Annotated in this window: 11 protein-coding genes and 1 rRNA gene; 6 read left to right on the top strand and 6 right to left on the bottom strand. The window is 71.2% G+C overall.

The window, feature by feature from the left end:
- Window positions 1-346: 346 nt before the first annotated feature.
- On the bottom strand, window positions 347-1,537 hold the full coding sequence (locus ABT057_RS20620; RefSeq protein ID WP_352344525.1) for a lipid-transfer protein: 1,191 nt from the start codon (window positions 1,535-1,537) through the stop codon (window positions 347-349).
- On the bottom strand, window positions 1,534-1,959 hold the full coding sequence (locus ABT057_RS20615) for a Zn-ribbon domain-containing OB-fold protein (protein WP_352344756.1): 426 nt from the start codon (window positions 1,957-1,959) through the stop codon (window positions 1,534-1,536). Before ABT057_RS20615 ends, ABT057_RS20620 begins: the two co-directional genes overlap by 4 nt.
- Window positions 1,960-2,056: 97 nt before the next feature.
- Between ABT057_RS20615 and ABT057_RS20610 the strand changes: the two genes are divergently transcribed.
- Complete coding sequence (locus ABT057_RS20610; protein ID WP_352344524.1) at window positions 2,057-2,866, top strand: M15 family metallopeptidase; 810 nt, start codon at window positions 2,057-2,059, stop codon at window positions 2,864-2,866.
- 45 nt (window positions 2,867-2,911) lie between these two features.
- Window positions 2,912-3,448, top strand: coding sequence for an NUDIX domain-containing protein (locus ABT057_RS20605; RefSeq protein WP_352344523.1), 537 nt, complete (start codon window positions 2,912-2,914; stop codon window positions 3,446-3,448).
- A gap of 2 nt (window positions 3,449-3,450) precedes the next feature.
- Here the strand turns inward: ABT057_RS20605 and ABT057_RS20600 are convergent, their stop codons facing one another.
- Window positions 3,451-5,820, bottom strand: coding sequence for a glycoside hydrolase family 31 protein (locus ABT057_RS20600; protein ID WP_352344522.1), 2,370 nt, complete (start codon window positions 5,818-5,820; stop codon window positions 3,451-3,453).
- Window positions 5,821-6,036: 216 nt separating this feature from the next.
- Between ABT057_RS20600 and ABT057_RS20595 the strand changes: the two genes are divergently transcribed.
- Window positions 6,037-8,004 (top strand): acetoacetate--CoA ligase, encoded by a 1,968-nt coding sequence (locus ABT057_RS20595; protein WP_352344521.1) that lies wholly within the window; start codon window positions 6,037-6,039, stop codon window positions 8,002-8,004.
- A 17-nt stretch (window positions 8,005-8,021) separates the two neighbouring features.
- Here the strand turns inward: ABT057_RS20595 and ABT057_RS20590 are convergent, their stop codons facing one another.
- Window positions 8,022-9,341, bottom strand: a complete 1,320-nt coding sequence (locus ABT057_RS20590; protein WP_352344520.1) for an aminotransferase class I/II-fold pyridoxal phosphate-dependent enzyme — start codon at window positions 9,339-9,341, stop codon at window positions 8,022-8,024.
- 112 nt (window positions 9,342-9,453) lie between these two features.
- Between ABT057_RS20590 and ABT057_RS20585 the strand changes: the two genes are divergently transcribed.
- Both ABT057_RS20585 and ABT057_RS20580 read left to right on the top strand, forming a co-directional pair.
- Window positions 9,454-10,662, top strand: a complete 1,209-nt coding sequence (locus ABT057_RS20585; RefSeq protein ID WP_352344519.1) for an MFS transporter — start codon at window positions 9,454-9,456, stop codon at window positions 10,660-10,662.
- Window positions 10,663-10,686: 24 nt separating this feature from the next.
- Window positions 10,687-11,580 carry a DUF8829 domain-containing protein gene (locus tag ABT057_RS20580; RefSeq protein ID WP_352344518.1) on the top strand — a complete coding sequence of 298 codons (894 nt, stop codon included), beginning with the start codon at window positions 10,687-10,689 and terminating at the stop codon, window positions 11,578-11,580.
- Window positions 11,581-11,661: 81 nt separating this feature from the next.
- Here ABT057_RS20580 and ptsP read toward each other — a convergent pair whose 3' ends face one another.
- On the bottom strand, window positions 11,662-13,332 hold the full coding sequence (gene ptsP, locus ABT057_RS20575; protein ID WP_352344517.1) for a phosphoenolpyruvate--protein phosphotransferase: 1,671 nt from the start codon (window positions 13,330-13,332) through the stop codon (window positions 11,662-11,664).
- A gap of 89 nt (window positions 13,333-13,421) precedes the next feature.
- A complete protein-coding gene (locus ABT057_RS20570) occupies window positions 13,422-13,871 on the bottom strand; it encodes a PTS sugar transporter subunit IIA (protein WP_352344516.1) in 450 nt (149 codons plus the stop codon).
- Between the two features lie 589 nt (window positions 13,872-14,460).
- On the opposite strand from ABT057_RS20570, the gene ABT057_RS20565 reads away from it, so the two are divergent.
- Window positions 14,461-14,533: ribosomal RNA gene (locus ABT057_RS20565) — 16S ribosomal RNA — on the top strand; the annotation flags it as partial.

The following is a 14,533-nucleotide window of genomic DNA, read 5'->3' as shown; positions in this document are numbered from 1 at the left end:
CCCGGTGCTCTGTGCGGGGGCGGTGCGCGTGGCTGCTTCGGCCATGGCAGGGAGGTTCCGCGCCCCGCCCGGCGTCCGTGACGAGCGTGCCGTCGTGGCCGAATCGCCCATGGGGGAGTGGGCCGCGGCGAGGAGCGCCGCGTGGCGTGTGCCTGGTTACGCCGAGAATGTACGGCGATGTCGGCCGACACCGGGAAGTGTTCACCGGCACCCAGGGAGCGTCAAGGAGGTGGACGCCAACGGTTGACGGCAGAGCGGGCGCAGCCGTGCCCTCACCCGAGCGCGGCTCAGCCCACCCCGGGCTCCGGTCCGGGGTCGCTTTCCGGGGCGGCCACGGACCGTGTGCTCATCTCACCGCGATCACCGCTGATCCGTGCCCGAACAGCCCCTGGTTCGCGGTGATGCCGACGCGCGCGTGGGCGATCTGACGGTTGCCGGCCTGACCGCGCAGCTGCCAGGTCACCTCGCAGACCTGGGCGATCGCCTGGGCCGGCACCGCCTCCCCGAACGAGGCGAGTCCGCCGCTGGTGTTCACCGGTATACGACCGCCGGGCGCCGTCGCACCCTCCCGCAGCAGCTTGGCGCCCTCGCCCTCGCCGCACAGCCCCAGATCCTCGTACCACTGCAACTCCAGGGCGGTGGACAGGTCGTAGACCTCGGCCAGCGAGAGTTCCTCGGGCCCGATGCCCGCCTCCTCGTACGCGGCGCGGGCGATGGACGCGCGAAACGGCTCACCGCTCGGCTCCACCGCGACCGCCGAGTCGGTGGCGATGTCCGGCAGGTCCAGCACGGTGTTGGGGTAACGGGGCGTCACGGTGGACACCGCCCGGATCCGCACCGGATCGGCCGCGCCGTGCCGGCGGGCGAACTCCATGCTGGACAGGACCAGGGCCGCCCCGCCGTCCGAGGTCGCGCAGATGTCCAGCAGCCGCAGCGGGTCGGCGACCACCGCGGAGGCGGCCACCTCCTCGGCCGAGACCCGCTTGCGGTAGCGCGCGTTCGGGTTCAGCGCCCCCATGGCGGCGTTCTTCACCTTGACCTGGGCGAAGTCCTCCGGGGTGTCCCCGTGCACCGCCATGCGCCTGCGCGCGTACAGCCCGAAGTACGCCGGGTTGGTGGCGCCGAGCACCCGGAACCGCAGCCAGTCCGGGTCGTCGGGACGGTCCCCGCCCGCCGGACGGAAGAAGCCCTTCGGTGCCGCGTCGGCCCCCACCACCAGCACCACGTCCGCGAGGCCGGCGAGGATCTGCGCCCGCGCCGCGCCTATCGCCTGCGCGCCCGACGCGCACGCCGCGTACACGCTCGAGACCCGGGCGCCCTGCCAGCCCAGGGCCTTCGCGAACGTCGCCCCGGCCACATACCCCGGGTAGCCGCCACGCACCGTGTCCGCGCCGACGATCGAGCCGACGTCCCGCCAGTCGAGCCCGGCGTCGGCCAGGGCCGCGCGCGCCGCCGTCACGCCGTACTCGACGAAGCCGCGCCCCCACTTGCCCCAGGGGTGCAGCCCCACGCCGAGCACCGCCACCTCTGCCGTCATCCCGCCACCCCCGTCGGCCGCCAATGCCAGGTCGTCCAGGTGGTTTCCGCGTCCTCGTGCAGCACACCGGGGACGATCTCCACCTCCATTCCCACCGTCAGATCGGCGACGGTGACCCCGGGAACCGCCTGTCCCAGCACCACGATCCGCTCGGACTCCAGCTCCACAGCGATCAACGCGTACGGCTCCCACGGAAGTTCCGGATTCGTCACATAGGGTGACGGAGGCCGGTACTGGCTGTCCGTGTACGACCAGACCCGCCCGCGCCGCGACAGCGGGATCTCCTCCAGATCGCCGCCCTGGCAACCCGGGTTGCGGCAGTGCGTGTCCTCGCGCGGGAAGAACACCGACCGGCACGCCGAGCAGCGCGTCCCGAGCAGCCGGAAGCCGTCCCCGTCCCCGGTGAACCACCCGGAGACCACAGGCGTGCGTGTACGCGACAACGTTCCTCCTCCGCAAGCAATCTGACGAGCAATCAGAATTTTGGCATGCGTACCCGGACTTGGGCAGGGTGAGGACATGACACGCCCCTTCAGCGCAGTCCGCGGCCTCGTCGCCGCACTCGTCGCCTTACTGACCGTGACCGCCGCGCCCGCCACCGCGCGTGCGTCCACCGACGACCGGGCACCCGCGGACTTCGTGGCCCTGAGCACCGTGGACCCGACGATCCTGCAGGAGATGCGCTACTTCACCCCGCACAACTTCGTCGGAGTACCCATCGACGGCTACCAGCAGCCGATCTGCATCCTCACCCGCCCGGCGGCCGAAGCCCTCCATCGCGCACAGAGCCGGCTGCTCCGCCAGGGCTACTCGCTCAAGGTGTACGACTGCTACCGGCCCCAGCGCGCCGTCGACCACTTCGTCCGCTGGGCCGAGGACCTCGACGACCAGACGATGAAGGGGGAGTTCTACCCGGACGTCGACAAGACCCGCCTCTTCGAGGACGGTTACATCGCGGAGAAGTCCGGCCACAGTCGCGGCTCGACCATGGACCTCACCCTCGTGAAACTCCCCGCCCGCCACACCAGGCCGTACGTCCCCGGCGAACCCCTGGTCCCCTGTTACGCATCCCAGGCCGAGCGCTTCCCGGACAACTCGGTCGACATGGGCACCGGATACGACTGCTTCGACACCCTCAGCCATACTCTCGACCCGCGCATCCAGGGCGAGCAGCTCGCCAACCGGCTGCTACTGAAGGACACCCTGGAAGACCTCGGCTTCGTGAACCTCGCCGAGGAGTGGTGGCACTACACGTTCAAGCCCGAGTCCTACCCGGACACCTACTTCGACTTCCCGGTCTCCACCGAATCCCTCACCGCCGCGCACTGAGACACCCGTACGACGCCCTCCCCAAGATCGGATACGCTCCGCCGCGTGTCCGAAACTCTGCACTCCGATTCGAACTCCGCGCGCGACTCCCACTGTTCGAGTTGCGGAGCGCCCTACGGGGAGGGCGTCACCGGCTGGCCCCGCACCTGTCCGGCCTGCGCCGCCGTCGCCTACCGCAACCCGCTTCCGGTGGCCGTGGCGCTCCAGCCCGTCTACGACACGAAGGGCACCGCCCTGGTCGTCATCACCCGGACCATCGCCCCCGCGCGCGGAGGCATCGCCCTGCCCGGCGGCTTCATCGACGACCGGGAGGACTGGCGGCACGCCGTCGTCCGCGAACTCAGGGAGGAGACCGGCATCGAGGCCGCGAGCCGCGACGTACGGCTGGCCGACGCCATGAGCTCCCCCGACGGCCACCTGCTGCTGTTCGGGCTCCTCCCGGAGCGCCCCGCGGACCGCCTTCCGCAGTCGGCCGCCACCGACGAGACGGAGGGCTGGCACCTCCTGCACAGGCCGCTGGAGCTCGCCTTCCCCCTGCACACGCACGCCGTACGGGCGTTCTTCGAGGGCCGCTACATCTGAGCTCACCGCTCGCCGACGCCGCCGCGCACGCGCACGGGGTGGGACGGTTCGTACAGACCGTCCTCCCCCTCCCGCTCGACGACGACCTGCCGGCCCTCCCAGCGGGCGACGTACCGTTCCACCTCGGGCTCGTCCCAGCCGTCGCCCGTGTCCCACACCACCAGTCCGCCACCGGTCCGCCCCCGGGGCGGCGTCCACACCTCCAGCTCCAGCCCGCCGTCCTCCCCGCGCACCGGTATGACGGCACCCGCGCGCGCGAACACGGGGATGCGCGACAGCGGCGCGTCCACGAGCACCTGCCCCGGCCCTCGGTGCCTGCGTCCCGTGGCCGTGTCGTACCAGAGCCCCCGCGGCAGCTGCACGGCCCGCCGGTCGGCCCCCGAGGCGAGCACCGGCGCCACCAGAAGATGGTCACCCAGCAGGAAGGTGTCCTCACAGTCCCGCAACGCCCGGTCATCGGGCGCTCCCCACCACAACGGCCGCACATAGGGAGCCCCGGTACGCCGCGCCAGGTGGGCCAGCGTCATGAAGTACGGCAGCAGCCGCCGGCGTTCCACGAGTGCCACGCGCGCGTGCTCCAGCACCTCGGGACCGAACTCCCACGGTTCGCGGCGCCCCGCCCGCAGACTCGCGTGCGTACGGAACAACGGCAGGTACGCGCCCAGCTGGAACCACCGCAGATACAGCTCGGGCGACGGGCTGCCGTCGAAACCGCCCACGTCCGGCCCCGAGTACGGCACCCCGCACAGCCCGAGCCCCAACACCAGCGACAGCGACGCCCGCAGCCCGGGCCAACCCGTCGCGACATCCCCCGACCATGTCCCGCCGTAGCGCTGCAGACCTGCCCAGCCGGAGCGGGAGAACACGAACGGCCGCTCCCCCGGGACCAGTTCCCGCAGCCCCTCATAGGCCGCCCGGGCCATGCACAACGCGTACACGTTGTGCGCCTCGCGGTGATCGCCGCCGTACCCCTCCAGGTCGTGCCGGGCCGACCGGGGCAGTGTCGACTCGCCGAAGGCGGTGAACGACGTCGGCTCGTTCAGGTCGTGCCAGAAACCGGAGAATCCCTGTGCGATCCGCTCCGCGTACAGACCGCCCCACCACCGCCGCACGCCCGCGTGCGTGAAGTCGGGGAAGACGACCTCGCCCGGCCACGCCACGCCCCTCACCCGCCGCCCCGAGGCGTCCTTGACGAACGCGTCCGCGGCGAGACCGCTGTCGTAGACGGAGTCGCCCGGCTCGGCCTTGACCGCGGGATCGACGATCGACACCAGGCGTACACCGTCCCGCCGCAGCTCCTCGGCGAGCACCGGCAGCTTGGGGAAGCGGTCCTGGTCGACGGTGAACACGCGGTGGCCGTCGTAGTGGTCGATGTCCAGATGGACGGCGTCGAGCGGCAGACCGTGCTCGTGGTAGCCCGCGACGATCCGGCGAACCTCCTGCTCGCTGCCGAAGCCCCAGCGCGCGTGCTGATGCCCCAGCGCCCACGCGGGAGGCAGCGTGGGCGCCCCGGTGAGCGAGGCCCAGGCGAGAAGCACGCGCGCGGGAGTGCCCACCATCACCCAGCAGCGCAACGGGCCGCCGTCCATCCGAAGCTCGCACGACCCGGCCCGGTCGTGCCCCGACCCGGCCCCCTCCTCGCCCTCCCGCAGCGTCACCGTGCCGTCCCAGGACGTGTCGTGGAACACCAGATGCGTGCCCGCGTCGGCCACCACCAGCTGAACCGGCATCGTCAGATACAGCGGATCGTCCCCCCGGTCGAACGCGTGTCCGGGATCCGTGTTCCACAGCCGGTACGCCCCTTCGCGCAGCCGCGGTCCGGACGCCCGCCCGCCCAGCCCGAAGAACCGCGCGTCCGCCGCCACCTCCGAACGCTGCATCCAGCGCGCCGGACCACCGTCCCGCGGCTCCCACCAACGCGGCGGGAGGTCACGGCGCAGCGTGACCCCGCCCGGCGTGCACACCTCGATCGCCCCGTGCCGCGAGACCACGACCGTGACCCGCTCGGCCACGACCCGCCAGCCGCCGTCCTTGTCCGGCTCCAGCACCGCCCGGGGGTCCGGCTCCGGGCAGCGGCCGGCCAGCGCGTACGACGGCTCGGGCTCCGCGCCGTCCCAGCTCCAGAAGACCGCCCCGTTCGCAGCCACCAGGATCCTCAGCTCCGAGCGGCCGAACCGGAGCGTGCCGCCACCGGCCGCCGGCTCCACCTCCTGCACCGGACCCGGCACCCGCGCCCGCTCGACGCCCCGCGCGGGCAGCCCGGTCGCGTCGGCCCGCCTCCGGCGCCACGCGGACCGTACGGTGCGCAGACCCTGGCCCACCCCCGCCGAACCGACCGCTTTCATCGAACGCACCAGGTCACGACCGTCCATGCTGTTCACCCTGCCACTCACCACTCCACACACGCGTGTCGTTCAACTGCCGTTCACCCGCGCCGGAACCACTTCTTCACAATCACGGACGGCGCGGGGCGCACCCTGGTGCAGAAGTCGATCACATGGCATCGTCCCTGTCAGCCGCGTCCCGCGCCCGACCCAGCAGGTGCGCGGGAGACGCACACGACGCGCCACCCTCCGGGAGCCGCCACCATGCCGACCGTGAACCCCGAGCCGCTCTGGCGGCCCGATCCGCAGCGCATCCAGCAGGCCCAGGTCACCAGGTTCCAGGCCTGGGCGGCCGAGCACCACCAAGCCCCCGCCGAAGGCGGGTATCCGGCCCTGCACCGCTGGTCCGTCGACGAGCTGGAGACGTTCTGGAAAGCCGTCGCGGAATGGTTCGACGTGCGGTTCTCGACGCCCTACGCGCGCGTGCTGGGCGACCGCGCCATGCCCGGGGCCCAGTGGTTCCCCGGAGCCACGCTGAACTACGCCGAGCACGCGCTGCGCGCGGCCGCCACCCGCCCGGACGAACCGGCCCTGCTGTATGTCGACGAGTCCCACGCCCCGCGCCCCACGACCTGGTCCGAGCTGCGCGGCCAGGTCGGCTCGCTGGCCGCGCGGCTGCGTGCCCTCGGTGTCCGCCCCGGCGACCGCGTAAGCGGCTACCTCCCGAACATCCCGCAGGCCGTCGTCGCCCTCCTGGCCACCGCCGCCGTGGGCGGTGTGTGGACCTCCTGCGCCCCCGACTTCGGCGCCCGCAGCGTCCTCGACCGCTTCCAGCAGGTCGAACCGGTCGTCCTGTTCACCGTCGACGGCTACCGCTACGGCGGCAAGGAGCACGACCGCCGGGACATCGTCGCCGAACTGCGCCGCGAACTGCCCACCCTGCGCGCCGTCGTGCACATCCCGCTCCTCGGCACCGAGGCCCCGGAGGGAGCCCTGGAGTGGTCGGCCCTCACGGCCGGCGACGAGGAACCCGTCTTCGAACAGGTGCCCTTCGCCCACCCCCTGTGGGTGCTCTACTCCTCCGGTACGACCGGCCTGCCCAAGGCCATCGTCCAGTCCCAGGGAGGCATCCTGGTCGAGCACCTCAAGCAGCTCGGCCTGCACTGCGACCTGGGCCCCGAGGACCGTTTCTTCTGGTACACCTCGACCGGCTGGATGATGTGGAACTTCCTCGTCTCCGGCCTCCTGACGGGCACCACGATCGTCCTGTACGACGGCAGCCCCGGTCACCCCGACACCGGCGCCCAGTGGCGCGTCGCCGAACGCACGGGAGCCACCCTCTACGGCACCTCGGCGGCGTACGTCATGGCCTGCCGCAAGGCGGAGGTCCACCCCGCGCGCGACTTCGACCTCTCGAAGATCCGGTGCGTCGCCACCACGGGCTCGCCCCTTCCGCCCGACGGTTTCCGCTGGCTGCACGACGAGGTCCGCGACGACCTCTGGATCGCCTCGGTCAGCGGCGGCACCGACGTGTGCTCCTGCTTCGCCGGAGCCGTCCCGACCCTTCCCGTGTACACCGGCGAGCTGCAGGCGCCGAGCCTCGGCACGGACCTGCAGTCGTGGGATCCGAACGGTCACCCCCTCGTCGACGAGGTGGGCGAACTCGTCGTCACCAACCCCATGCCGTCCATGCCGGTCCACTTCTGGAACGACCCCGACGGCAGCCGCTACCACGACAGCTACTTCGACACCTATCCCGGCGTGTGGCGCCACGGCGACTGGATCACCCTCACCTCACGCGGCTCGGTCGTCATCCATGGCCGCTCCGACTCGACGCTCAACCGCCAGGGCGTGCGCATGGGCTCCGCCGACATCTACGAGGTCGTCGAGCGGCTCCCCGAGATCAAGGAGTCCCTGGTCATCGGCATCGAACAGCCCGACGGCGGCTATTGGATGCCCCTCTTCGTGCACCTCGCCCCAGGGGCCGTCCTCGACGAGACCCTCCTCGGCCGGATCAAACAGGCCATTCGCGAGCAGCTCTCGCCGCGTCATGTCCCCGACGAGGTCATCGAGGTGCAGGGGGTCCCGCACACCCTCACCGGGAAACGCATCGAAGTCCCCGTCAAGCGCATCCTTCAGGGCACCCCGCTGGACAAGGCGGTCAACCCGGGCTCCATCGACAACCTGAACCTCCTCCACTTCTACGAGGACCTCGCTCGCAAGCGTGCCTGACGCCCGCAGAGGTCCCCTCAGCCGCCGTAGGTGGCCTCGGACTCGCCCAGCACCACGGCGAAGTCCGAGGCCAGCCGCACCGCGTCGAGGGTCTCCAGCTCGGCCACGGAGATCCGCACGCCCGGCCCGGCCGCCAGCCTGAAGCGCGCCCCCGCCGCGACCCACCAGCCGTACGACCGCAGTCCGTTCACCACGGCCGACTCGTCCCGCACCGGCACCCACAGGTTCAGCCCGCTCACCCCGTGCGCCGGGACGCCACGGGCCGCCAGTTCCCGCACGAGCGTCTCCCTGCGCAGCGCGTACGTCTCACGCGCGCGTGACGCCAACGCGCGTGTGGAGTCGTCCGTCAGCAGCCCGTGCACCGTCTCCTGAAGGAGATGACTGACCCAGCCGGAGGTCAACAGCAGCCGTCCGTCGTGCCGGGCCAGGGTGGTCGCGTCGCAGGCCGCGGCCGCCCACCGCAGATCGGTGCCGAGGAACTTGCTCACGGTGCGCACATGCACCCAGCGCGGCAGCCCGCCCGAGGTCAGCGTCCGCAGCGGAGCGCCCGCCACCGCCGAGGCGTGGTCGTTCTCGACGACCAGCAGATCGGGCTCGTCCCGCAGGACCTCGACGAGCTCGTCCCTGCGCTCTGCCGAGAACCGGCCACCCCAGGGGTTCTGCGCCCGCGGACTGCACACCAGCGCGCGAACGCCCGCGCGCACGGCCGTCCGCAGCTCGTCGGGGCGCACGCCCTGGTCGTCCACGGCCACCGGGACGATACGCAGCCCCAAGGCCGAGACCAGGTCCAGCAGATGGTGATAGCCGGGATCCTCCATCGCCACGGCGTCCCCGGGCCGCAGCTCCACGGACAACAGCCGCCCGATCAGGTCCAGCGCTCCGTGCGCGAACGTCACGTGCTCCACCGGGACGCCGTCCGGCCGCAGCCAGTCCCGCACGGTTTCCTCCAGCCGCTCCAGCCTGGGCGTCGAACGGTGCGAGCGGGCCCCGGGGGACAGGCGTGAGGGCGGCACCAGACCGGGCAGCAACGCCGGATCCGGATGCCCCCCGGCCAGGTCCCGCAACCCCTCCGGCACCCTCGGCGGTCTGCGCGACGCCACGGAGGGCACCGGCGCCACCACCGTGCCGCCCCGCCCGCGCGTGACGACGATGCCGCGACCGCGCAGCTCCTTGTAGGCCGTCGCGACCGTGCCGGGACTCACGCCGAGTTCGTCCGCGAGCCGCCGTACCGGAGGCAACGCGGCCCCCGGGCCCAACGCCCCGTCGGCCACACCCCGTTCGACCGAAGCGGCAATCCCCTTGGCCGTCGTACCACTGATCCCATATTGTGTTGCCACATTGCAGATTATGTATCAGTACATAACTTCGCGCAAGGGGGAGCCAGTGCCGACGATCCGTCGCGCAGCCAAAACGCCGAGCCGTCTGCCGGGAGGCCGCGACGGCCGAAGAATGCTGACCATCGCCTTCGTCGACCGCATCGGAAGCGGCCTGTGGGCCTCCGTCAGCGTCCTGTACTTCACCTTCGTGTCAGGCCTCTCCATCACCCAGGTCGGCACCCTCGCCGCGACGGCCGGAGCCCTGGGCATCGCCGGCGCCCCCATCGGCGGCCGCCTCGCGGACCGCTTCCCGCTCACCCGCGTACTCGTCACCGTCCAACTCCTGCGTGCCCTCGCCTCCTTCGCCCTGCTCACCACCGACCGCTACGCCCTCCTGCTGCTCTTCACCGCCGTCGGCGGCTGCGGCGACCGCGCCGCCAATGTCCTGACCAGGCTCTACGCCACCCGCATCGCCGGCCCCGACCGCGTCCGGTACCAGGCGGTCCAGCGCACCGTCGCCAACGCCGGCTGGGCCCTCGGCGGCCTCACCGCGGCGGCGGCCCTCGCCCTCGGCAGCACCGCCGCATACCGATGGCTCCTCGCGGGAGACGCCCTCTCCTTCGTCGCCTCAGCGCTCCTCACCCTCCGCTGCGGAGAACCCCGCTCCCACTCCCGCACCGTGACCACCTCGAAGAAGGCCAGGCCCACCACCACACCCACCGGCCCCTGGCGCGACCGCACCTACCTCGCCTACGTCGCCACCGACACCGTCCTCTTCCTCGACGACGCCGTCTTCAAGGTCGGCCTGCCCCTGTGGATCGCCCACACCGGCACCGCACCGCACGGCCTCGCGCCCCTACTGCTCGTCCTCAACAACGTGATGGTCGTGGCGCTCCAGGTCCCCCTGGCCCGCTTCGGCGCGACCACGCCCGCCGCCCGCGCCCTCCTGATCCCGCTCTCGGCGACCTTCGCCCTGGCGGGCCTCGCCATGGCCGCGTCGACGACCGGCGGAACCACCGCCACCACCCTCTCCCTCACGGCCGCGGCCGTACTCTTCACCCTCGCCGAGATGCTCCACGCCACCATCGCCTGGGAACTCTCCGTCGCCCTCGCCTCCGACACCGCCCAGGGCGCCTACCTCGGTGTCCACGGACTGGCCCAGGCCGCCCAACGCAGCATCGGACCACTCGCCGTCACCACCGCGATAGCCACCGGACCCCTCGGCTGGCTCACCTTCGGCACCGCCATCGCCGTGACCTGCACGATTCAGCACCGCCTGGTCCGAGACCGCCTCACTCAAAAGGCATTGTCAGTGCCGTCGATTACTGTGAGTGAGCATTGATCGACCGTGCTCACAGGGGGAAACATGGCACACACCGACACCCAGACGATGCGCCGCGTCCTGCGCCGTGAAATCGCCGGCACCATCGGCCTGCTCACCGACGAACACGACTTCCGTGCCATGCGGCGCTACCGCAGCTTCACCTTCGACGACCACGCCACCTACCTCCGCCAGGTCGAGGACCTCCTCAAGACCCGCGCCCTGCAGGGCACCCACACCACCGTGGCCCTCTTCGACCCGCAGGAGTACGCCGAGTACTGCACCGCCAGGAACCTCGACCCCGACCTCCCCGCCAACCGCACCCGCTTCACGGCCCAGCTCGCGACAACCGGCCCCACCATCCCCTACGAGGGCCAACCCCTCACCGACCTCGTCCCCGCCCTGGTCGACGAAGCCGTACGCCAGGCCACCTGGGAGTACGCCGCCACCCTCCTGTCCCGCCTCGGCGCCTGCGCGACCTGCGGCGAGGACATCGGCCGCGCGGCCTTCACCCGGGCCTCCGACCTCGTGGCCCGCATCCTCGACACCGCACCACCCGGCAACAGGCACCTCGTCTGCAGCGTCACCGGCACCCCCGAGACCCTCCTCGCCGTCCTCTACGCGGACGACGAGAGCGACGGCACCACCCAGTTCGACGAGGCCGAAGCCATGGAGTTCACCACCGTCCTCGCCCTCGGCCTCGCCACCCGGGGCCCCGGCGGCCTCGTCATGCGCACCACGGCCCCCGGCACGCCCGACCGGATCTACGGCTGGCGGATGCGCGGCGACGGCCTCGAACCCCTGACCGCCGGCGAGGTCTTCGACGCCTACTGCACCGACGCCGAATCCGGAGACCTCATCTCACCCGAGTCCGGCGTGGACTACGGCGTCCCCCCGGACCTCGGCCTGGAAGGACCGCTGCCGGACCACCACCACTGAGCGCCCCGGCACCGGAACGAGCAGGGCGCCCCACCCGAAGGCGGAGCGCCCTGCTCACCGACCGGAGCCGCGGCCGTCCGGCTACTCGCCGGACAGCACGGCCTGCACCGCGTCGCGCGCCTCCTCGGCACTGTCCGTCGCACGTGCCGCCGCCGCGGCACGCTCGCACTGCGCCAGCGTGTACTTCGCCAGCGTCGCCCGCACATAGGGAATCGACGCCGAACCCATGGAAAGAGAGGTGACACCCAGACCGGTCAGCACACACGCGAGCAGCGGATCGGACGCGGCCTCACCGCACACGCCACAGCTCCTGCCCTCGGCCCTGGCCGCCTCGGCGGCCAGCGCGACCAGGTCGAGCAGCGCGGGCTGCCACGGATCCTGCAGCCGAGACACCGCACCCACCTGCCGGTCGGCGGCGAACGTGTACTGGGCGAGGTCGTTCGTCCCCAGCGACAGGAACTCGACCTCCTGAAGAATCGAACGAGCCCGCAGGGCGGCCGACGGAATCTCCACCATCGCGCCGAACTTCGCCCGCAGCCCCGCCTCGCGGCACGCGTCCGCGAACGCCTTGGCGTCGGCACGGTCCGCCACCATCGGAGCCATCACCTCGAGGTGGACCGGCAGCCCCTCGGCCGCCTTCGCCAGCGCCGTCAGCTGGGTGCGCAGTACCTCCGGATGATCCAGCAGCGTGCGCAGACCGCGCACACCCAGCGCCGGATTCGGCTCGTCCGCCGGAGTCAGGAAGTCCAGCGGCTTGTCGGCACCCGCGTCCAGCACCCGCACGACCACCCGCCCTTCGGGGAACGCCTCGAGCACCTGCCGGTACGCCTCGACCTGCTTCTCCTCGGACGGCGCGTTCTTGCTGTCGTCCAGGAAGAGGAACTCGGTACGGAAGAGCCCGACGCCCTCCGCGCCCGCCTCCACGGCGGCCGGTATGTCCGCCGGTCCGCCGACGTTCGCCAGCAGCGGCACCTTGTGACCGTCGGCCGTGGCACCCGGCCCGGTCGAGGCGGCCAGCGCCGCCTTGCGCGCCGCGGCCGCAGCCTCGAGCTCCGCCTTCTTCGCGTCGCTCGGGTTCACGAAGATCTCACCGGTGCTGCCGTCGACGGCGATCATCGTGCCCTCGGCCAGCTCACCGGCGCCCGGCAGCGCCACGACGGCCGGCACCCCGAGCGCGCGGGCCAGGATCGCGCTGTGACTCGTCGGCCCGCCCTCCTCGGTCACGAAACCGAGCACCAGCGTCGGGTCCAGCAGCGCGGTGTCGGCCGGCGCCAGGTCCCGGGCCACCAGCACGTAGGGCTCGTCGCTGTCCGGAACACCCGGCATCGGGACGCCCAGCAGACGCGCGACGATACGATTCCGCACATCGTCCAGGTCGGCCACACGACCGGCGAGGTACTCCCCGGCTCCGGCCAGCAATTCGCGGTAGGCGGCGAACGCGTCGTACACGGCACGCTCGGCCGTGCTGCCGACTGCGATGCGTCGCTCGACGTCCGCCATCAGTTCGGGGTCCTGGGCCATCATGGCCTGCGCCTCGAGCACGGCCTGGGCCTCACCCCCCGCCAGGTTGCCGCGCGCCATCAGGTCGGCCGCAACGGCCTCCACGGCCTGACGGGCGCGCCCCGGCTCACGTTCCGCGTCCTCCGCCGGTATCTGCTTGGCCGGCGGCTCGAGCACCGCCGTTCCCATGTGCCGAACCTCGCCGATCGCCACACCGTGACTCACGCCGACGCCTCGCAGCGTTGTCTCCATCTCACCCGTCTCCGATAGTGCGGCGGGTCCCGCCGCCGCGGTGGTAGTCCTTCGTGCAGGTGTGCCGTCCGTCCACGACGGCACCGGCATCACTGCCAGGAAAAGAGAACGTCGCCGGCCTTCACGTCGCCGTCCTCGCGGAGTTCACCGAGGGCGTCGGCCGTGGCCTCCAGAGCCACGACGGGGCACACGGGGGACTTGCCGGCCTCTTCGACGGCCGCCGGGTTCCAGCGCACGATGCTCTGACCGCGGGTCACCGTGTCGCCCTTGCTCACGAGGAGTTCGAAGCCCTCACCGTTGAGCTGCACGGTGTCGATTCCGAGATGGGTGAGCACCCCGTGTCCCTCGGTGTCGACGACCACGAAAGCGTGCGGGTGGAGGGAGATGATCACCCCGTCCACGGGTGCGACCGCCTCGGAAGGCTCACGCACGGGGTCGATCGCCGTGCCCGGGCCGACCATGGCCCCGGAGAAGACCGGATCCGGCACCGCTGCCAGTCCGATGGCGCGTCCTGCAAGGGGGGACGTCACGGTGGTCATAAGGGGCCTCCCGGGGGTGGAGATGTACATGGGCCGTTACTGCAGGTCCAGGACGGGCGCACTGTGCAGCAGGGTATGTCATATGAAGTACCGGTTCCGCACGAGGCCCGACCGTGGTCTAGACCACTAGCGTAGTGGATTTGCGCCCTCTCTGCGGCCCCCTGTACAGTCGGACTCCTGCTTGAGGGTGAGCGACGCGATCAAGCGCGCCCACCAAGCAGCATCCAACTCGGTCAGAGTCAGATCCCATCTTCGGATCATCTTCCGCATGCCTGCGGAACGGTGGTCAGAGAGACGGAAAAACCCTGATAGAGTTGAAAACGCAAGACCGAAGGGAAGCCCGGAGGAAAGCCTGAGAGAGTCTCTCGGGTGAGTACAAAGGAAGCTTTCGTTCCTTGAGAACTCAACAGCGTGCCAAAAATCAACGCCAGATATGTTGATACCCCGTCCCCGGCAGTGATAGCCGAGGATGAGGTTCCTTTGAAATAAACACAGCGAGGACGCTGTGAACGGTCGGGCTTATTCCGCCTGACTGTTCCGCTCTCGTGATGTGTGCACCGCCGGTAGTAATTTACCGGCCGAGTAAACATTCACGGAGAGTTTGATCCTGGCTCAGGACGAACGCTGGCGGCGTGCTTAACACATGCAAGTCGAACGATGAA

This window comes from Streptomyces sp. NPDC002588, assembly GCF_040295925.1.
Lineage (GTDB): Bacteria > Actinomycetota > Actinomycetes > Streptomycetales > Streptomycetaceae > Streptomyces.
Note: the sequence above shows the minus strand (reverse complement) of the source record. Positions and strands in the feature narration are given on the sequence as shown.

Coding starts and splice junctions, on each gene's coding strand:
- ABT057_RS20600 (WP_352344522.1), bottom strand. CDS start 5,820: ATGGACGGTCGTGACCTGGTGCGTTCGATGAAAGCGGTCGGTTCGGCG.
- ptsP (WP_352344517.1), bottom strand. CDS start 13,332: ATGGAGACAACGCTGCGAGGCGTCGGCGTGAGTCACGGTGTGGCGATC.
- ABT057_RS20580 (WP_352344518.1), top strand. CDS start 10,687: ATGGCACACACCGACACCCAGACGATGCGCCGCGTCCTGCGCCGTGAA.
- ABT057_RS20595 (WP_352344521.1), top strand. CDS start 6,037: ATGCCGACCGTGAACCCCGAGCCGCTCTGGCGGCCCGATCCGCAGCGC.
- ABT057_RS20585 (WP_352344519.1), top strand. CDS start 9,454: ATGCTGACCATCGCCTTCGTCGACCGCATCGGAAGCGGCCTGTGGGCC.
- ABT057_RS20620 (WP_352344525.1), bottom strand. CDS start 1,537: ATGACGGCAGAGGTGGCGGTGCTCGGCGTGGGGCTGCACCCCTGGGGC.
- ABT057_RS20610 (WP_352344524.1), top strand. CDS start 2,057: ATGACACGCCCCTTCAGCGCAGTCCGCGGCCTCGTCGCCGCACTCGTC.
- ABT057_RS20570 (WP_352344516.1), bottom strand. CDS start 13,871: ATGACCACCGTGACGTCCCCCCTTGCAGGACGCGCCATCGGACTGGCA.